This is a genomic window from Rufibacter sp. XAAS-G3-1 (genome assembly GCF_013623775.1).
Lineage (GTDB): Bacteria > Bacteroidota > Bacteroidia > Cytophagales > Hymenobacteraceae > Nibribacter.
Map to the genome: position 1 here is coordinate 24,400 of NZ_JABFAM010000009.1, position 18,207 is coordinate 42,606.

At 48.6% G+C, this 18,207-nt stretch carries 18 protein-coding genes; 13 read left to right on the forward strand and 5 right to left on the reverse strand.

The window, feature by feature from the left end; genetic code table 11:
- The 7 genes from hisD to hisIE all read left to right on the forward strand — a co-directional run bounded on the left by hisD (position 1) and on the right by hisIE (position 7,093).
- Positions 1 to 1,281 (forward strand): histidinol dehydrogenase, encoded by a 1,281-nt coding sequence (gene hisD, locus HHO50_RS11665; protein ID WP_181306236.1) that lies wholly within the window; start codon positions 1 to 3, stop codon positions 1,279 to 1,281.
- Positions 1,282 to 1,551: 270 nt separating this feature from the next.
- A complete protein-coding gene (gene hisC, locus HHO50_RS11670; protein ID WP_181306237.1) occupies positions 1,552 to 2,619 on the forward strand; it encodes a histidinol-phosphate transaminase in 1,068 nt (355 codons plus the stop codon).
- Between the two features lie 128 nt (positions 2,620 to 2,747).
- Positions 2,748 to 3,842, forward strand: a complete 1,095-nt coding sequence (gene hisB, locus HHO50_RS11675; RefSeq protein WP_181306238.1) for a bifunctional histidinol-phosphatase/imidazoleglycerol-phosphate dehydratase HisB — start codon at positions 2,748 to 2,750, stop codon at positions 3,840 to 3,842.
- A complete protein-coding gene (gene hisH / locus HHO50_RS11680; protein ID WP_181306239.1) occupies positions 3,842 to 4,423 on the forward strand; it encodes an imidazole glycerol phosphate synthase subunit HisH in 582 nt (193 codons plus the stop codon). The genes hisB and hisH overlap by 1 nt, the downstream gene beginning before the upstream one ends.
- A 5-nt stretch (positions 4,424 to 4,428) precedes the next feature.
- Entirely contained in the window at positions 4,429 to 5,148 is a 720-nt protein-coding gene (gene hisA, locus HHO50_RS11685) for a 1-(5-phosphoribosyl)-5-[(5-phosphoribosylamino)methylideneamino]imidazole-4-carboxamide isomerase (RefSeq protein WP_181306240.1), read from the forward strand.
- A 446-nt stretch (positions 5,149 to 5,594) separates the two neighbouring features.
- The gene (hisF, locus tag HHO50_RS11690) at positions 5,595 to 6,347 is read left to right on the forward strand and encodes an imidazole glycerol phosphate synthase subunit HisF (protein ID WP_181306241.1); all 753 of its coding nucleotides are present in this window, start codon (positions 5,595 to 5,597) and stop codon (positions 6,345 to 6,347) included.
- A gap of 95 nt (positions 6,348 to 6,442) precedes the next feature.
- Positions 6,443 to 7,093, forward strand: coding sequence for a bifunctional phosphoribosyl-AMP cyclohydrolase/phosphoribosyl-ATP diphosphatase HisIE (hisIE, locus tag HHO50_RS11695; RefSeq protein ID WP_181306242.1), 651 nt, complete (start codon positions 6,443 to 6,445; stop codon positions 7,091 to 7,093).
- A gap of 123 nt (positions 7,094 to 7,216) precedes the next feature.
- Here hisIE and HHO50_RS11700 read toward each other — a convergent pair whose 3' ends face one another.
- On the reverse strand, positions 7,217 to 7,936 hold the full coding sequence (locus tag HHO50_RS11700; RefSeq protein ID WP_181306243.1) for a LytTR family DNA-binding domain-containing protein: 720 nt from the start codon (positions 7,934 to 7,936) through the stop codon (positions 7,217 to 7,219).
- 811 nt (positions 7,937 to 8,747) lie between these two features.
- Here HHO50_RS11700 and HHO50_RS11705 point away from each other — a divergent pair.
- Positions 8,748 to 9,449: an N-formylglutamate amidohydrolase gene (locus HHO50_RS11705; protein ID WP_181306244.1), complete on the forward strand. Its 702-nt coding sequence runs from the start codon at positions 8,748 to 8,750 to the stop codon at positions 9,447 to 9,449.
- Between the two features lie 77 nt (positions 9,450 to 9,526).
- Complete coding sequence (locus HHO50_RS11710; protein WP_181306245.1) at positions 9,527 to 9,919, forward strand: phage holin family protein; 393 nt, start codon at positions 9,527 to 9,529, stop codon at positions 9,917 to 9,919.
- Between the two features lie 826 nt (positions 9,920 to 10,745).
- On the opposite strand, the gene HHO50_RS11715 is transcribed toward HHO50_RS11710, so the two are convergent.
- Positions 10,746 to 11,678, reverse strand: coding sequence for a D-2-hydroxyacid dehydrogenase (locus HHO50_RS11715; RefSeq protein WP_181306246.1), 933 nt, complete (start codon positions 11,676 to 11,678; stop codon positions 10,746 to 10,748).
- A gap of 247 nt (positions 11,679 to 11,925) precedes the next feature.
- Positions 11,926 to 12,969 (reverse strand): nucleoid-associated protein, encoded by a 1,044-nt coding sequence (locus HHO50_RS11720; RefSeq protein WP_181306247.1) that lies wholly within the window; start codon positions 12,967 to 12,969, stop codon positions 11,926 to 11,928.
- A gap of 152 nt (positions 12,970 to 13,121) precedes the next feature.
- Here HHO50_RS11720 and HHO50_RS11725 point away from each other — a divergent pair, with 152 nt between their 5' ends.
- The 3 genes from HHO50_RS11725 to HHO50_RS11735 all read left to right on the forward strand — a co-directional run bounded on the left by HHO50_RS11725 (position 13,122) and on the right by HHO50_RS11735 (position 16,037).
- On the forward strand, positions 13,122 to 13,322 hold the full coding sequence (locus tag HHO50_RS11725; protein ID WP_181306454.1) for a hypothetical protein: 201 nt from the start codon (positions 13,122 to 13,124) through the stop codon (positions 13,320 to 13,322).
- Between the two features lie 273 nt (positions 13,323 to 13,595).
- Positions 13,596 to 14,462 carry a universal stress protein gene (locus HHO50_RS11730; RefSeq protein WP_181306248.1) on the forward strand — a complete coding sequence of 289 codons (867 nt, stop codon included), beginning with the start codon at positions 13,596 to 13,598 and terminating at the stop codon, positions 14,460 to 14,462.
- 123 nt (positions 14,463 to 14,585) lie between these two features.
- A complete protein-coding gene (locus HHO50_RS11735) occupies positions 14,586 to 16,037 on the forward strand; it encodes an L-lactate permease (protein ID WP_181306249.1) in 1,452 nt (483 codons plus the stop codon).
- A 109-nt stretch (positions 16,038 to 16,146) separates the two neighbouring features.
- Here HHO50_RS11735 and HHO50_RS11740 read toward each other — a convergent pair whose 3' ends face one another.
- Positions 16,147 to 16,671 carry a hypothetical protein gene (locus HHO50_RS11740; protein WP_181306250.1) on the reverse strand — a complete coding sequence of 175 codons (525 nt, stop codon included), beginning with the start codon at positions 16,669 to 16,671 and terminating at the stop codon, positions 16,147 to 16,149.
- Positions 16,672 to 17,108: 437 nt separating this feature from the next.
- Here HHO50_RS11740 and HHO50_RS11745 point away from each other — a divergent pair, with 437 nt between their 5' ends.
- Positions 17,109 to 17,489, forward strand: a complete 381-nt coding sequence (locus tag HHO50_RS11745; protein WP_181306251.1) for a hypothetical protein — start codon at positions 17,109 to 17,111, stop codon at positions 17,487 to 17,489.
- 143 nt (positions 17,490 to 17,632) lie between these two features.
- Here the strand turns inward: HHO50_RS11745 and HHO50_RS11750 are convergent, their stop codons facing one another.
- Positions 17,633 to 18,193, reverse strand: coding sequence for a DUF4136 domain-containing protein (locus HHO50_RS11750; protein WP_181306252.1), 561 nt, complete (start codon positions 18,191 to 18,193; stop codon positions 17,633 to 17,635).
- Positions 18,194 to 18,207 lie beyond the last annotated feature (14 nt).

Below are 18,207 nucleotides of genomic sequence, written 5' to 3' on the forward strand. Positions count from 1 at the left end.
ATGAAAACGTATCTATATCCTTCCCCCACCGAATGGGCGGCCCTCACCCAACGTCCCGTTCAGAAACTGGATCAACTACGGGCAGGCGTGCAGCAGACCTTTGACCTGGTGCAGCAGAAAGGAGACGCGGCCTTGCTAGAGTTAGCGGCAAAATTTGACAAAGCAACGCTGCAAAACGTGTGGGTGACCGAGGAAGAAGTGACGGCCGCCCTGCCGCAAGTAGCTGATGAGTTAAAGGATGCTATTGAAGTAGCTTACAGCAATATAAAGCGTTTCCATGAAGCGCAACGCGAACCGGTACAACAGGTAGAAACCATGGCTGGCGTCATTTGCTGGCGGAAATCGGTGGGAATCCAGAAAGTGGGCTTATACATTCCGGGAGGGTCAGCGCCGCTGTTCTCTACCTTGCTCATGCTGGGAATTCCGGCCCAGATTGCCGGTTGCCAGGAAATTGTACTGGCTACTCCGCCCAGTGCCGATGGTTCTATTAACGCCACCATTCTGTACACGGCTCACCGTCTGGGCATCAAACGCATCTTGAAGGCCGGGGGCGCACAGGCCATTGCTGCCTTAGCCTTCGGCACGGAAACGGTGCCTGCCGTTGATAAAATCTTCGGGCCGGGAAACCAGTACGTGACAGCGGCCAAACAAATGGTCACCCAATTGGGAGTAGCCATTGACATGCCCGCCGGGCCGTCTGAAGTATTGGTCATTGCCGATGATTCTGCCGAGGCCGGTTTTATTGCCGCCGATTTACTTTCCCAAGCCGAACACGGCCCGGATTCCCAGGTTGTTTTCGTCACGAATTCTGAAAAACAGCTCCAAAACGTGCAGGCGGCCGTGGCCGAACAAGTAACTCAACTGCCCCGCCAAACGGTGGCAGAACAGGCCCTGAACAACAGCATTGGCGTGGTGCTAGACACGCTGGACGAGGCATTGGCCTTCTCAAACCTGTACGCGCCAGAGCACTTGATTCTCTCCGTAGCGGCCCCTGAAGCCTTAGCCGAACAGGTAACCCAGGCGGGTTCCGTGTTCATGGGCCACTTCAGCCCAGAATCGGTAGGCGACTATGCCTCAGGCACCAACCACACCTTGCCCACCAACGGCTACGCCCGCAATTACAGCGGTGTTTCGCTGGACAGCTTCGTGAAGAAAATCACGTTCCAACAGCTCACCCGCGAAGGCCTGGAACGCATCGGCGCGGCCGTAGAAATCATGGCGGAAGCCGAAGGATTACACGCGCACAAGAATGCCGTGACGGTTAGGCTTGCTAAAATTTGAGAATTTGAAGATGTGAAGATTTGGAAACAGGTCTTCCCATCATGAATAATAATCAAATACTTTGTCATCCTGGAAAGATCTTGGTGGCATACGGCAGTAACGTTTGAATTACAGATTTTCTAGTACGCCCACAAGATCCTTTCAGGAGGACAAAAGGGAGGAGAAGTCAGCTATTTTGGGATAGAAGTCAAAATTTGAAAAAACAAATAAAGAATTGGAGGAGGAACCATCTTCAAATCTCCTCATCTCCAAATCTTCAAATCTGAAAAAATGTTTTCAATAGATAATTTCATTCGTCCGCACCTGAAGTCACTGAAGCCGTATTCCTCGGCGCGTGATGAGTTTGAGGGCGAGGCCAGCGTGTACCTGGACGCGAACGAAAATAACCTGGGCAGTCTGGCCGGGGGGGAGAACTATAACCGTTACCCAGACCCGTATCAGAAAACCATCAAAGAAAAGCTGGCGGTTCTCAAAGGGGTTAAGCCTGAGCAAATCTTCATTGGCAACGGCTCTGATGAAGCCATTGACCTACTGGTGCGCCTGGTCTGCGAACCGGGCCGCGACGAGGTGTTGCTGTTACCGCCCACCTACGGCATGTATGAGGTAAGCGCCAACATCCACAACATAGGCCTCCAGCGCGTACCGTTAGATGAGCGTTTCCAGCCTGTTTTCGAGAAAATAGCCGAAAAACAGACAGACCGAACCAAAATCTTATTCCTGTGCTCGCCCAACAACCCCACCGGCAACATTCTGGAACCCGCCACGGTAGAAAAGCTGATTACATCTTTCAACGGATTGGTGGTGGTGGATGAAGCGTACATTGACTTTACCGATACGCCCAGCTGGAGCACCCGCTTAGAGGAATTCCCAAATCTGGTGGTGTTGCAGACGCTTTCCAAAGCCTGGGGAATGGCCGGTTTGCGGCTGGGCATGGCATTCGCCTCCCCAGAAATCATCAGCTTCCTAAACAAGATTAAACCTCCGTACAACATCAACGCCGTCACGCAGGAACTGGTAAGTGCCGCCTTAGATAAAACCGCCCAGCTCACCGACATGCTGCAAGTTATCATCGCTGAGCGCACCCGGTTAGTGGAGGCTTTTGCCACCCTTCCGCTCCTTGAGAAAGTGTATCCGTCAGATGCTAACTTTGTGCTGGTGCAGGTGCCCAACGCCAATGAACTGTATGGCTATCTGTTGGAGCGGGGCGTAGTGGTTCGCAACCGTTCTACCCAACCCGGCTGTGCCAATTGCCTGCGCATCACCATCGGGACACCGACAGAGAATGACCATTTATTGGAGTCTTTGCAGGCATATGCCGCACACGAAAACTTGGCCTAAGTGCTTTTTAGGGCTGAATTTTGAAAATCTGCCTGAAAATAGGAATATCAATCCGCAAGCGGATATTTAACCAAAGAGAAACTAACCTACTGTCGTGCTACTGGCTGCGCGATACATGCTACAAACAAATGAAAAAAGTTTTATTCATAGACCGTGACGGCACCATTCTGCTGGAACCACCTACCGATTATCAGGTAGACAGCTTTGAGAAGTTCTCGTTCTACCCAAAGGTCATCCGGAACCTTTACCGAATCTTTACGGAGCTGGATTATGAGTTTGTGATGGTCACCAACCAGGACGGCTTAGGCACCAGTTCTTACCCTGAAGACACGTTCTGGCCCTACCAGGACAAGATGATGGAGATTCTGGAAGGAGAGGGCATCCAGTTTGCCGAAGTGTTTATTGACGGCAGCTTTGAGCACCAGAACAGCCCCAACCGTAAACCGCGTCTGGGCATGTTGGGCCAGTACCTCACCGGTGAGTACGACCTGGCCAATTCCTACGTGATTGGCGACCGCCTTACCGATGTGCAACTGGCCAAAAACCTGGGCGCGAAGAGCATCTTGCTACAGAAGGAAGCCCACGAAGCCGCCACCTTCACCCATACCGATTGGGACGAGATTTACCACTTTCTGCGCTTGCCCGCCCGCAAAGCCACCATTCAGCGGAACACGAACGAAACCCAAATCAGGGTAGAGATAAACCTGGACGGCGAAGGCAAGTCAGACATGCAGACCGGCTTAGGATTCTTTGACCACATGCTGGATCAATTGGCTCGCCACTCCGGCGTAGACATGCGCATTCAGGTGAAAGGCGACCTGCACATTGACGAGCACCATACCATTGAAGACACCGCTTTAGCCTTGGGTGAAGCCTTCGCGCAAGCCATCGGTGACAAGCGGGGTATCAGCCGGTACGGCTTCCTGTTACCCATGGATGATGCGTTGGTACACGCCGCCATCGACTTTTCCGGAAGACCTTGGTTGGTCTGGGACGCGAAGTTCAGCCGCGAGAAAATTGGCGACATGCCTACCGAGATGTTCATGCACTTCTTCAAATCATTCTCAGACACGTCTAAGTCAAACCTCAACATAAAGGCTGAGGGCGAGAACGAGCACCACAAAATCGAGGCTATTTTCAAGGCCGTCGCCAAAGCCATCAAAATGGCGTTGGTGCGCGACGTGAACAAGATGGAAATTCCCAGTACCAAAGGCATTCTGTAATGAAAATCGTCATCGTAGATTATAAAGCCGGAAACGTGCAGAGCGTCTTATTTGCCTTAGAACGATTGGGCGCTCAGGCCACCGTGACGGCAAATGCCGAAGAAATAGAGTCTGCCGATAAGGTGATTTTCCCCGGCGTGGGCGAAGCATCCTCGGCCATGCGCGCGTTGAAAGTCAACAACCTAGACCAGCTGTTGCCTACGCTTACGCAGCCTTTTCTGGGCGTATGCCTGGGCATGCAATTGCTGTGCGAGCACTCAGAGGAAGGCGATACCCAGATGCTGGGCATTATTCCGGTCAAGGTAAAGAAGTTTGAGGCCGCCATCAAAGTGCCCCACATGGGCTGGAACAATCTGCACCACCTAAAAAGTAATTTATTCGCTGGTATCAAGGAGGATGAGTTCGCTTACTTCGTGCACAGCTTTTATGCGCCCGTGACCGAACACACCATTGCCCAAAGCTCTTACCCAGAACCGTTCAGTGCCGCTTTGCAGTACAAAAACTTCTACGCGGTACAGTTTCATACCGAGAAAAGCGGCCCCGCGGGAGCGCACATTCTCCAGAACTTCTTAAACCTGTAAGCCATATGGACATTATTCCGGCTATTGACCTTATCGGCGGCCAATGCGTGCGCCTCACCGAGGGCGATTTCGCGCAGCAGACCACGTACCACTCAGACCCCGTTGAAGTTGCCAAACAGTTTGAAGGCCTGGGGCTGCGCCGATTGCACCTGGTGGATTTAGACGGTGCCCGCGCCAAACAGCCTGTGAACCTGCCGGTGCTGGAGCGCATCGCCCGCCAGACCAACCTTTACATTGACTACGGCGGAGGCCTGCAAAGTTCCGACGCCGTTCGGCAGGCGTTTGACGCCGGGGCGCAGCAAATCACCGCCGGCAGCATCGCGGTACGCGAACCCCAAACCGTAGAAGCCTGGCTGCAGGAGTACGGCGCCGACCGCATCATTGTAGGCGCCGATTTCAAGGACAACCGTATTGCCATTAATGCCTGGGCGGAGCAGAGCGAAGTAACGCTGGAGTCGTTTCTGGCCTCTTTTTCAGAAAAGGGCGGCAAAACGTTCATCTGCACCGATGTCAGCAAAGACGGCAAACTGCAAGGTTCTTCCATTGAAGTGTACCAACGTTTGTTGGCGCAGTTTCCCACGTTGCAGTTCATCGCCAGCGGCGGGGTCACCACTATTGCCGAAGTCCGCCAACTCCGCGAAGCGGGCCTCCACGGAGCCATCATCGGCAAAGCCATCTATGAAGGCACCATCTCGCTGGAAGAACTGGCCAGGGAGGTGATGTAGATGTGAAGATTGGTGGATTTGGAAATGTGAAGATTTGGGAATGTGAAGATTGCTTATTGAATTCTAATAGCGGTCACTGGCGCGAGACTGAAGTCTCGTGACTAATGATGAAGCGAGTCTCCAGACTCGCCGGGAACCACGAACCGAATCAGAAGAAACCAGGAGTCTGAAGACTCCACCCCTCCCAAGTCACGAGTCTGGAGACTCGTGACTTGGGAGGGGAAGGTTGAAACAAGAAGAACGCGTTTTTAGGTTGCTTTTAGGAAATAAGCTTAAAACGTGCTTAAGGAAGTCTCGGAAGTAAATCCGCGCCACAGCAGGAAACAAGTAAAAGGAGTTTTTGAGCTACTTTTGTGAAAACAGCCCAAAAACGCATAAAAGAACTAATTAGAAAAGCCTGAAAAGTCCCTCTCCGCGGGAGAGGGATTTAGGGTGAGGTACATTATATGCTCACAAAACGAATTATACCTTGCCTGGATATCAAGAACGGCCGTACCGTGAAGGGCGTGCGGTTTGAGGATATACGGGATGCGGGCGACCCGGTGGAACTGGCGGCCTTGTACGCCAAACAGGGAGCCGATGAATTGGTGTTTCTGGACATCACCGCTACCAATGAGAAACGCAAAACCCTGCGCGAACTGGTGCGCGAGATAGCCCGTTACATTGACATTCCGTTCACCGTGGGCGGCGGCATCAGTGCCGTGGAAGACGTGGAGGTGTTGTTGCAGAACGGGGCCGATAAGGTTTCGGTGAATTCCTCGGCCATTCACCGGCCCGAGCTGATTACGGAATTGGCGAGCCGGTTCGGGAGCCAGTGCGTGACGGTGGCCATTGATACTAAGCACACGCCGGGGGGCTGGAAAGTGTTCAGCAAAGCGGGTACGGTAGATACCGGATTGGGGGCGATGGATTGGGCCAAAGAAGTGGTAGAGCGCGGCGCGGGCGAAATCCTGCTCACGTCCATGAGCAACGACGGTACCAAGGGCGGCTTCGCGCTGGATATTACTGGTGACATTTCCCGCCAGGTGATTGTGCCGGTAATTGCATCGGGCGGCGCGGGCAACCAGCAGCATTTTCTGGATGTCTTCGAGGCCGGGGCAGATGCGGCGTTGGCGGCCAGTATCTTCCACTTTCAGGAAGTGGCCATTCCAGAATTGAAACGGTTCTTAGCCGAAAATAAGATAGACATCCGTAAGTGAGACACAAGACACAAGATGAAAGGCGCAAGACTTTTTAGATAAATTAGGTTATCTTATGTCTTACATCTTACATCTTGTGTCTCAGAATAATAGACATGACCATAGATTTCAACAAAGGAGAGGGGCTGGTGCCCGCCATCATCCAGAATGCCATTACCGGAAAGGTTTTGATGCTGGGGTACATGAACCAGGAGGCGTTTGAGCAGACCCAGCAAACGGGCTTGGTTACCTTTTTCTCGCGCTCTAAAAACCGGCTCTGGACAAAAGGCGAAACCTCGGGCAATACCTTGAAGGTGGTAAAAACAGAACTGGATTGCGACCAAGACACGCTTTTATTCTTGGTGAACCCCACCGGCCCGGCCTGTCACCGCAACACCGAAACCTGCTTTGACACCGAAGGCGACAGCGCTTCGTATCACCTAAGTAGTTTCCAGAACTTCACGCCCACAGAACAAGCCCTGCAATTCATCGCGCAGCTGGAGCAGACCATCAAAGACCGTCGGCAAAACCCCATGGAAGGCTCTTACACCAATTTCCTCTTCGACAAAGGCCTGAATAAAATGGCCCAGAAAGTGGGGGAAGAAGCGGTGGAGGTGGTCATTGACGCCGTAGCCGGCAAAACCGATACCATGAAAGGTGAGGCGGCTGACTTGATTTTCCACTTACTGGTGCTCCTGGAGGCATCTGGGCTTTCTCTGGCGGAAGTTGTGCAGGTGCTGGAGAGTAGGCATAAGCCCAGGGAGTAGTTCCATTCCCTCTATTGAGGGAAGTAACGTCTACCATGCTTGCCCAAAATGCACCGGCCGTTTTCAGGCTCTTTTTCGGAAAAGAGCCTGAAAACGGCCGTTTGTTATAAGAGCTTGTTTAAATTAAAGCTTGTTGATGCGGCTGTAGAATTTTGATTGGTAAGAGCCTCCAATGGGAATGTATTTATCCTGCATCAGAATGGAATCGTTTTCAATTAATTCTATTTTCTTTAGGTTGATGATGAAAGACCGGTGAACGCGTAGAAACAAGTCTTGCGGCAGTTTCTGATCAATGGCGCTCATGGTGGTGTACACGATGTGCTTTTTGGTATCTGTGTTGATGACCACATAATCGCCGCGGGCCTCTATGAAAGATACGTTCTGTAGATCCAACTTAATGATCTTGTTGTCCACTTTCACGAACAGTTCATCTGGAACAATAGTGGCGGCAGGTGCGGGAGTGGTTTGGGTTTCCAGCTTTTTGGTGACGTTGAGCACGGCTTGCGTAAAGCGGGTAAAGTCAACGGGCTTTAAAAGGTAATCGGTTACCTGAAGCTCAAACGCCTGTAAGGCAAAATCTTTATGGGAGGTTATGAGCACGGTCTGCGGTTTCTGGGGCAGGGTCTTCAGCAATTCCATACCGGTCATCTCTGGCATTTCCACGTCCAGGAAAAGAATATCTACGCCATCATTTCTCAGCAGCCAGGCCAGTCCCTCAACGCTGGAGCCGAAGGCTTGCACCAATTCCAGGCTGGGCGTGATGTGGATGTGACGCTCCAGAATCATTCGGCTCAACTCATCATCATCAATGATAACGGTACGGTAGGGGGTATCCTTTTTCAAATCTTTCTGGTTGAGAATAAATGCACGAACACTATTTTTACGCTAATGGGAATAGCCTGCAAGTGACACCGCTCTTCCCAATAATTTAAAAGTAGGAAAGAAGAACTCAAAGACAAAACTTGAAATAGTTATGTAGTGGTAATTTGCAACATTTCAGGAGCATAGTACCAGAATAGCTACTAATACTTATTCTGTAAATTTAAAATGCTAGTAGAAATACGGGTAATGAAACCAAACACCAGGAACTGTAAATGACGACCATCTTGCTTACCACGCAACGGTAGTTGAGTGATTTTACCAGGCGAGCCTGTTTCAACTTTGTCTTTCGTGCGGCAAACAGCCAGAGAGAACCTGCGTCTGCGCTTTCATCGCCTTCGGAGCGCTGCTATGAGGCTCAGACACAAGCTTCGGCAGAACCTTACGCTTGCCGTTTTCGCTTACGAATCCAACGTCTAAACGGCTCTGAACGTGAACAAGTTTGTAAGGGAAGCGGAGGCTTCCATGTACGAACGTGATAGCCTTGTAACAGGCTGCGTAGTGCAAACGTCCGGCTCCTCAAGGTATAAAATCCAATTTGGTGCATAGAAGTAGGGGGTATCCATACGGGATCAATCCAATTCAGGAAAGGCAAGGTTGAGGCGCATGCCTCCGTCTAAATCTAAGCTGCTGCCCTCAGAAAGCCAATGTTTTACGGCCACTGAAATCTTCAAACCAGTTTAAAATATTTAAGGCAGCGGCTTTCCTTCTCCTAACTAAAAGACGTATACAGAAAACTGACAACCTGTTTGTCTGAGTGTAACCTGTTTGTGCCGTGAAAGACGAACGCTTGAAGGTGTTAGTTACCTGTGAACATGGCGGAAATAAGATTCCACCGGAATATGCCACTGCCTTCAAGCAAGCCCGGCGAATACTTTCCTCCCACCGGGGGTATGACATTGGCGCCTTGGACTTGTTCAACCGGTTTTCTCAAATAGCAGATTTCTCTCTCGTGAGTACCACCAGTAGGTTGGTGGTGGAATTGAATAGATCCTTACTGCACCCTAAGTTATTTTCTGAGTTCATGCAACCATTATCTACTGCCCAGGCAGAGCAGGTGTTATTAGAACATTATTACCCGTACCGTGAAAAGATACTGAAACAGGTGACAGAGTGGGTGGGGCAAGGCTTTCAGGTGCTGCACTTGTCTGTTCACAGTTTCGCGCCAGAGTTGAACGGGAAAGTACGCAAGGCAGATCTAGGTTTGCTGTATGACCCCAAGCGGGAACGGGAACAGTTTTTCGCCGCCCGCTGGCGTCAGCAATTGCAGTTGGTGCAACCTGCCATCAAGATAAGGTACAATTACCCAACCAAAGGAACCTCAGACGGTTTTCTCACCCAGCTGCGCAGAAGTTTCCCCAAAGCACAGTATGCGGGCGTGGAACTGGAAGTAAATCAGAAGTTTCCCGAGGGCGTGCCCGAGGAGTGGAGTGCCCTGCAAGAGCATCTGACTAACTCATTTAACAAGGCAATTTAACAAAACTTGACAAAGTATAGTATATGAAGCATACTCCAGAGAGGCTGGGGAAGATGTTCTACTAAAACTATGAAAAAATGAGTCTCATTATTGATCTTCTTGTAAGTGCGGGGATACTCCTGCTGTTGGCGTATATTATGCCGCAAGTGACCATCAGAAGCTTTTGGACGGCCCTTTGGGTAGCCATTTTGGTGGGTATTCTCAACGTATTAATTGGATGGATACTTACCTTCCTCCTTAACCTGGTCACGTTCTTCTTACTGGAGTTCCTGGTGAAGTTGATAGTATCTGCGATTGTCATCAAAATAGCCGACAAACTCGTGCGCGGGTTCGAGATCAAAGGGTTCTGGCCGGCCTTGGTGATTGCTCTGGCCTTGTCTTTGGCAAGCACGTTCATCAACCAATCCAATGATGACGAACAGGAAATGATGTCTTCTTCCCAGAACTTCCATATTGAAATGACTGCCTAAACGTTTCATAAGCTGAAATGCAAAAAGGCTGGACACCGAAAGGTATCCAGCCTTTTTGCATTTCAGTACCACTGTTACATGATTGGTGGGCCATAGAAGGAGAGATTGAAGCACCAGAACCTACCCCTGCCACTCCGAGGAGGGAAATACTTCTAGCTGTTCGGGAGTTCTACTCCGCCGCGAACCACGGGCAGGTGTTGCAAAAGAAGGGGACTGGAACTCCCCGGCAGCTTGCTTCCAAAGTGGAACTCCGAAAGAGCGGTCTGTTCTTTGGAATTCTCAGAACATCATTAGCCGCTCATTTTTCCCTACAAGATTAGCCAAGGAGAGGGAAATATGCCTTTGCTGTCCAATAACAGGCAATGCATCCAATAACCGTTACGGCCCCTTCTATGGCGCGGATTTACTTCCGTGACTTGCCATTCGGTAATCTTAAGTCACGGAAGTAAATCCGCGCCATAGAAAAAGGGTTTTGCTCCTTTCCCAGTTCCAGTCTTCCCCGAGCGCGCCTCGCTTCTGGCCCTGGATAGACAGCTACTAAGAGGAACAGACCTGCCGGGCCGAAAGGGCAGTGCGCGAGGGGAAGACGTGGCCCCGCGGCCGTGAGCGCATACCGCCAAGATGAAACAATACAGCACCTGCACCCACGCAAAAAGCGATCAAGCCAAGGGAACAGCAAACTGCATGCACCCACCAATACCCACGCAAAAACGAAAAGCCAAGGGAACAGCTTAAGGCTTGCACCCACCCAATCTACTCAATAGAAGCCAATTCCAGGCAGAGGCTAAAGCGCCGAAAGGAACCAAGGGTATTATGAGAAGAAACTTCAATACCCCTGCGAAAGATCTACTTGATCCACCACCGCTTGCCCTGCCAGAAAAAGGTGGAGATTTGACAGAAAGCGATCAATTTTCCCTTCCGTTTCCTGCGCCTGACCACCGCCCGTATGCTGGGTAAGAATGACATTGTCCATGCGCCAAAGCGGACTTTCCTGGGGCAATGGTTCCTGCTGGGTGACGTCCAGCACGGCTCCGGCCAAATGCCCAGACTGTAAAGCCGCTATCAAGGCTTTTTCATCTGTGGTGTTGCCGCGGCCTACGTTGGCGTAAACGCTGCCTTTTTTCATTTTCAGCAGGAAATCCTCCGAGACATATTTATCCAGGTTGCCTGGAAGGGTATTGATGATGATGTCTGTCTGGGGCAAGTGCTGGAAAAGCGCCTCTCGGGAATGAATCTCGGCGGCCGGGTTCTGGCGGGCCGTCATTTTTACCCGCGTCCCAAAGGCTTCCAGCATTCTTTTGACCGCTTTGCCAATGGTACCGGCCCCTAGGACAATCGCTGATTTCTGGCCCAGTAGCTCCAGGGTGAAACGCACCTTTTTCGCTTGCCAGCTTTTCTCCTGCTGTAGTTTCAACAAGGTAGGAATGCCGCGGTAAAAGGCCAGAATGCCACCCACCATGGTTTCGGCACAGGCATCGGCGAAGAAATCCCCCATGTTGGAAACCATGGCTTTTACCTCAAGCTGCTTGTATTGATCAAAGCCCGCCGAATCTAACTGCCAGAATTTCAAAGGAGGGTGAATAGAAGAAAACCAGTGGGAGGGAGGGTTGCCGAAAATGACCTCTGCCTGGGCAAAGGCGGTTTTGCTTTCCTCTTCGGTGGCGTTGCTATGGAAATACGCTGTGACGTTGGCCGGAAGTTTTGCCTCTAAATAGTGTTGCTTTGGGGGGGCAAGTTCTGAGTAAATATACAGATTCATTTTAATGGGGGTAAAGCTGAAATGAAAAAGAAAGGCACTTCATCTGAAGCCCCATTCTGTAATTATGTTTAATAGAAGCAAAGCCAAGTACCGAGGCAGAATTGTCTTTTACGCTACTGTCCTCCTGAAAGGAAGACAGTAGCGTAAAGCATATGATTCAAAATAAGCACCCGCCATAAGGCACCAGCCGTACCTAGAGCGATCTGCGTTTAAGGCCTTCTTTTACGAAAACAGGCGTAAAACAGGCTTATTCCTCGTCTTCAAAATAGAGTTTGTAGTATTTACGTCCGTCTTCGTCTACGCCTTTCTCAATCATGTCTTTGTTTCCGTGGATGTATACGTGAAAGTTCTTGTCTAACTTCAGGACGCTCTTAAAAACCCGCGCCTGTTTTTTCACGGCCTGCGGCGAGATGTCAAAACTGTCTTCCAGTTCAATGTCATAGTTCTGCCGGTACTCGGTGTCATAGTTCCGGAAAGATTCAATCAATTCTGGCTGCTGCCCGAACACCTCTGCCTCAAACTCTTCCTTGTCATACGTCTCGTGCTTGTTGAAGTACTCAACAGAGCGGTTCAGTAACACAATCTGGTCGGTTTTCTCTACCTCAAATTCCTCTGCCATGCGCTCAGAGATGAATTCTTTGGTAAGGTTGAGCAGGTGGTTGGTCTGGTGAAACTCATTGCTGAGCTGGGTGAGCCCCAGAAAATTCTCGCGCCAGTATTGGGCTTCCTCGCCGCGGTTCTGGTTGTCCATAATGGCCACCATGAAACCCTCTTCAGGCTTGGTGTTGAAGATGAGGCAGCCTTTGTCAAATTTGTTGCTGTCAATGCCCTCCAGATAGGCTATGGAGAAATCACGGTTCTTACGGCTCACGTCAAAATAGCCGTTCTTTACCTCGGTTTTAAAGATACCCACGGCTTCTACCACGCGCTCTTCCATCTCGCAGTTGATGAAATGGCAGATGTACAGCTCGCCGGGCTTGATTTTAGGGTGCGTGGTGTTTTCAAACAGATGGCGCGCTATGTTCCGGGAATTCTCATGAAAAGCCTCTTTGTCGGCGAAGATGTTCTCGGCGTAGCTGTACACCTCATTGAACTGCAGCGATGACGGATGGCTGAATCTGAACCGCTCATGGGCCTGGGCAAACTTCCCCAGGAAGAACTTTTCCAGCTTCTCTGTGAGGCTATCCCCAAAGTCGAAAGGGTTTTCTGACAAGGTTAATTTCTGCTCCAGACCTTTGTTGCCCACGTGGTGGATGGAGAGGTGCGTAAGAGAGGCGGTGTCAAATTTCATGGATGTGTGCTAGTAGGTGCGTCCTGAGAATCTACAAAACGCCAAAAATACGGAATCTCCGCTACCCGTGGGGTTATCTAAGCGAAATAAAGAAGCAACCGGAACTTCTGTTTAAGGCTGTTTTCCGGAAAAGACCCTCAAAACACGCGTGCTTGCGTACACTCCTGAGTTGGGAAATCAACCTCAACGCTTTGGCAGATGAGTACCTGCGCCTGAGCTACCACGGCCTGCGCGCCAAAGACAACACGTTCAATGCCGGGTTGGTCACCGACTTTGCGCCTGATTTGGAAAAAGTGGCTATATTCATGAAAGCTACTTACCATGAAACCTACTTAACATATAATAAGCTATAAGAACGTAGTATAGTCACCTATAGAATAGTCTTATAATTTATATTATGTTAAGTATTGTTTATGTCAATTCACACAACAAGCAAGTGCCTATTATTTTCATGACAGAGATGTTTTATACCGCTTGTCCAGCTCGCCCACCAGATCCTTCCAGGACAACGAAATAGATAACTTGATCTGTCCTGCTCCTTCCTGTAGAAATCAAGGTATAAAAGCTGTTTTTTCTCCTGAACAGATTTGATGCCTAATTGCAATGTTTACGCCAAAGCCATCCCTATGAAAACGTTTCTTGTACCCACCGATTTTTCTAAGAACGCCACCCACGCGCTTGACTACGCCGCTGCCTTAGCAAGCGAGGTTAATGGGAAATTAATTATTGTGCATATCGTGCGCTTAATTGTGCTCCCGGTACGAAGCGGAAATATTGTTTGCCTCAGTGAAGAAACAGAAATAGACTTTAACTTAGAGTTACAGAAAATTTCAAGCAGGTTGCAATTGGAACGTAAGGTTACATGTACAATAGAAACTATCTGCCAATATGAAAACGGCCCTTTCCAAGCAGGCCTGAACCAAGTAGTACAAGACAAAAAGGTAGATTTGGTTGTAATGGGTACAAAAGGCGCTACAAATTTATTTGATAAACTTATTGGCACAAATACCTTTGAATTCATTAAAATAGCTGTCTGCCCGGTTCTTGCTATTCCATCAAGCGCCAACTATTCTGGTATCAAAAGAATAGCCTACGCTTGTGATTTTGAAAGCGAGGAAACCATTTTCCTGCAACAGTTATTTAGCCTTGCCAAACCATTTGGTTCTGAGGTATCTATCATAAATATTCATACTGACAATGAACTTGACATTGTAGTTGATGAGCAAATCATTAGGGATATCACTACCCGCTTTTCCGGAAATAGCTATAGCATTTCTCAAATTAAAGAGGAGGATGTGGTGGCGGGACTTAATAAGTTTATTGAGGATAATAGCATGGATCTGCTGGCTGTTTCTATTAAGGAGCGGAGCTTCTCTGAAAAATTGTTTCATAGCAGTACTAGTAAGCAGTTGATTTATTATACTATGCTGCCTTTGCTCGCTTTACCAGAAAAACCTTATCAAGAGTTATTAAAAGGGAACAATTTGAAATAATGCCTATTTAGTATTTTCATCATACTCTATATTTCATCTTAAGGCGCATTAATGGGAATGCCTTATATGTTTTAGGCTAAAAAATGAAAAATAATTTCTGCCTCTAAAATTATTTTTAGATATATGGTCTACGTACTAGCGGTTCTGCCAATAGCCGTTTTGATAATTGTTTCGTTAATACGCGGGGTAAAAGAAGCTGTTTTGGCAGGACTGCTGGTAACTACAATCTTATTTTTTTATTGGGGGGCGTCCGTTTACCATTATTTAGGTACGTTGGCTGTTTCGTTGGTTACTACCCTAAATATTCTAATGATAGTCTTTGGAGCGACCTTCCTGTATACTATCATGGAGAAAACCGGCTTGATAAACCAGATCACCCATTCACTGGATAACCTCCACCCTTCTAAAGAAATTAAATTTTTTCTGCTGGCCATTGGGCTTACTGCTTTTTTTGAGGGAGTAGCCGGTTTTGGTACGCCGGGGGCCATTGTGCCGTTGCTCCTTATGGCCATGGGGTTTAACGCAGTCTTATCGGTGTCGGTGGTATTATTGTTTGATGGAGTATTTTCTATGTTTGGCGCGATAGGAACCCCCTTGCTGACCGGCTTGCAATTACCGCTTCACCTTTCAGACAGCGCAGTAAAAACAATTGCGCTATTTTCGGCAGTAGCTTCGGTATTGGCAATGTATGGCTTATTCTTTTTTGTTTTCCGGCAGTTTGATCATTACAAGATACCGCTCCAGCATAAAAAACAAGTTTACCTGTTGTTCTCTTTTTTTGCCGTTCCATTTTGTTTCTTGGCTTGGCTGATACCCGAAATGGCTACCGTACTGGCCGCCCTGGTCATGTTGGGACTATCAGTTATCTATTTGAAAGGCTATAGAAAAAGATTGAATTTGCGCTGCTGGTTACCTTATGCCCTGCTGGCTGTTTTGTTGCTGCTGCCTAAGTTATTTAATCCATTGCACCGCTGGATTGGTTGGGACATAACATTTAATAATATGTTTAATTCAGATATTGATGCTTCTTTGAAACCGATGCAATCGCCTCTGATTCCCTTTCTTTTGGTTGGTTTGGCTGTCGTATTCTTTACCAGAAGTAAATCTTGGTATCTAAAGCAAACCACTGCCAAAACCTTAGCGGTGTTTTTGGTTCTTTTCCCTTCCATAGCCGTTGCTCAGCTAATGATAAATTCGGGTGTTAGCCAGCCGTCCATGGTAAATTGTATTTCGGGCATGCTGGCCAAAATGGGAAGCATCTATCCTGTTTTTTCTCCATTTATAGGAATTATTGGAACTTTCATAACTGGCAGTACTACTATTTCTAATGTTGTCTTTGGCCCATCTCAGTTGGCCACGGGGTTGTCACTTCAAATTCCTACAACCCTTATCCTATCATTTCAGCTTACCGGAGCTTCCCTAGGAAATGCAGTTTGTTTATTTAACATAATTGCCGCCGCCTCGGTTGCCAACCTACAAAACCACAAAGATGTGTTAGCCCATAATCTGGCCCCCACCCTCTGTGGCGGTTTGTTATTTGGTTTGTTAGGCTGGTTGGCTACATCTATCATTTAAAATCAGTAAGCGTATGTTAGAACGCCCTCCATTTCATTCTAAAGGAAACAAACTCTAGGGGCCTAAACCGTTGGTGCTATTAGACGTGTATTTCTCCTGTTTTACGCGCTTAAAAGTCAAACTTAAACCTCCCTCTAATGCCTAGCTCAGACACTCCGGGGTTCTCCAGGTAAGTCAGGCGTTTCACCACGTCTACCCGGAAGAACTTGAAGAGGTTCCCCATTCCCACGCTGGCTTCCACGTACGGTTTTCTGTCCAGGGAATGCGTGGTGGGCAGGCCCGTCGCATACGCGGGGAAAGCCAACAGCTCACGATTTAATTGAGGAGCATTCTCGTCCCGAACCTTGCCGTACAGCACTTTCACCGTCGCATACTCGCGCAGTTTGGTATGCTTGATCAAAGGCAGTTTGTTAAAGGTGAACCCGTTGAAACAATGGTCAATGTTGATACTGGCGTACTGGTCACTTACAAACTCCAGGAAATTCATGAGGTTGTACGCTTGTATCTGGTACGAGTAACTCTGGTTGGCCCGGTGAATGGACAACAACGGGAACGGAACCTGCCCGAAGATATAGCCGCCTTCGACGATCACGTCTGAATACCCGAATTGGGACAGATAGAAGCGTTTGGCCACAGTAAGCGTCAGGTTTTGGTAATCGGTGGTTCCCGCCGAGTCTGGAGACTCGCTTCATCGTTTGTCACCAGACTGGAGTCTCGCGCTAGTTGGTTTTAAACCTGTGAGGTCTTGGAGACCTCACAGGTTACCGCGTTTTAGGCCCGTTTTCCGCAAAACAAGCTCAAAACGTCCTTTTTCAGCTCACAGAGCACGCCAACCCGAGTCTTCGTTTTCAGGCTGTTTTACTGAAATTAGCCTGAAAACGAAGACCCAGGCAGACGTACGCGTCCAGTTAAAAAATGAGTAAACTCTAAACCGGGTCTAGTCAGAGCATGTCTCTTCACAGGAGATTTAAGGCGCATCCCGTATCATTCACCCATTCTATAGCCCATCGGGACAACTTTACCTTCGTTTTATCGGTAGTCATGAAGTGACCTTACTAATTCAAGTAACCTATGGCAACACAGACCTCCTTTGATGAACTACTGAATACAAAGCAGAAAAAACTGGCTTTCTTCCAGAACCTGATTTTAGTAGCTATTGCAGACAATTATTTAGATCAGCAGGAAAGCGATTTCCTGGTGGAGATTGGGCGGAAATTGAACCTGACGGAGGAAGACACCTCTCCCATTGCGGACAACCTGTCTGTGCTTTCCTTTATTATTCCTGAAGAAGGACTCCAGAAAACCATGGAGCTGCAAACGCTGGTCATGATGGTCTTGCAAGACGGCAGACTTGATAAAGCAGAGTACAACCTGTGCTTGGAATACGCCAGACGAATTGGTTATAGCAAAGACATGCTGGATGAGTTCATTGAAAGCTTAAGCCCGTCCTAACCAATTTGCAAAGTCGTTTTAAGCCTTATTTCTGAAATTCGGGTTAAAAACACTCTCTATACAAACCAAAGAGCCTCTTATGTTAGTAAGAGGCTCTTTGGTTTAAGAGGGATTTCCAGGGAAGAATTCTGTTCCCCTGTGGGTTAGTTATTGGTAGTTGGCAAAGAACTGAATAGTTTCTCAACCCCCTCTGCTATTCTTTCCTGTACTTTTGCACTTTTGTTGGGCACTACCGCCTCTGCCTCAGAACTCCAGACTAAGTTGTTCTGCGCCCGGTTCACCAAGTGAACCGAAAGGGTGCCTTCTTGGTATCTTCCTACTTCTACTTCCCTACTTCGCCAAGTATATCTTCTCTGGCCGGTGTAGTAAGGAGCATCGGTTCTGAAATCTGTCTGGCGCGTTTGGGCTTTTTCCATGACTACAATGCCCAGGTTCACCAATAAGTCGGGGTTAGAGGCTGAGTAGGTTACCCCCCTTTGCTGAAGCTGTTTGGTGACTTCTCTCTGCAATGAGGCGATGTGCTCAGGCGGTATTCTGATCTGTGACGTGTCTGCAGCGGCATTGTCCTCCGCAAAACCGAAGGTCTGGTAATCGGCAAGGCTGAAATCTGGCGCTGCTTGGGTGTTTACGATTCTTATGGGGCTACAGGCGTTCAAAAAAAGGATAAGTATTGCTCCAAATGGATACCCAACGTATTTCTTCATCTCTCTTCATCAAT

Excerpts from the sequence above, each read along its gene's own strand:
- hisF (WP_181306241.1), top strand. The coding sequence starts at position 5,595 with ATGCTCACAAAACGAATTATACCTTGCCTGGATATCAAGAACGGCCGT.
- HHO50_RS11710 (WP_181306245.1), top strand. The coding sequence starts at position 9,527 with ATGAGTCTCATTATTGATCTTCTTGTAAGTGCGGGGATACTCCTGCTG.
- HHO50_RS11730 (WP_181306248.1), top strand. The coding sequence starts at position 13,596 with ATGAAAACGTTTCTTGTACCCACCGATTTTTCTAAGAACGCCACCCAC.
- hisH (WP_181306239.1), top strand. The coding sequence starts at position 3,842 with ATGAAAATCGTCATCGTAGATTATAAAGCCGGAAACGTGCAGAGCGTC.
- hisB (WP_181306238.1), top strand. The coding sequence starts at position 2,748 with ATGAAAAAAGTTTTATTCATAGACCGTGACGGCACCATTCTGCTGGAA.
- HHO50_RS11715 (WP_181306246.1), bottom strand. The coding sequence starts at position 11,678 with ATGAATCTGTATATTTACTCAGAACTTGCCCCCCCAAAGCAACACTAT.
- hisD (WP_181306236.1), top strand. The coding sequence starts at position 1 with ATGAAAACGTATCTATATCCTTCCCCCACCGAATGGGCGGCCCTCACC.
- HHO50_RS11750 (WP_181306252.1), bottom strand. The coding sequence starts at position 18,193 with ATGAAGAAATACGTTGGGTATCCATTTGGAGCAATACTTATCCTTTTT.
- hisA (WP_181306240.1), top strand. The coding sequence starts at position 4,429 with ATGGACATTATTCCGGCTATTGACCTTATCGGCGGCCAATGCGTGCGC.
- HHO50_RS11735 (WP_181306249.1), top strand. The coding sequence starts at position 14,586 with ATGGTCTACGTACTAGCGGTTCTGCCAATAGCCGTTTTGATAATTGTT.
- HHO50_RS11720 (WP_181306247.1), bottom strand. The coding sequence starts at position 12,969 with ATGAAATTTGACACCGCCTCTCTTACGCACCTCTCCATCCACCACGTG.
- HHO50_RS11745 (WP_181306251.1), top strand. The coding sequence starts at position 17,109 with ATGGCAACACAGACCTCCTTTGATGAACTACTGAATACAAAGCAGAAA.
- hisC (WP_181306237.1), top strand. The coding sequence starts at position 1,552 with ATGTTTTCAATAGATAATTTCATTCGTCCGCACCTGAAGTCACTGAAG.
- hisIE (WP_181306242.1), top strand. The coding sequence starts at position 6,443 with ATGACCATAGATTTCAACAAAGGAGAGGGGCTGGTGCCCGCCATCATC.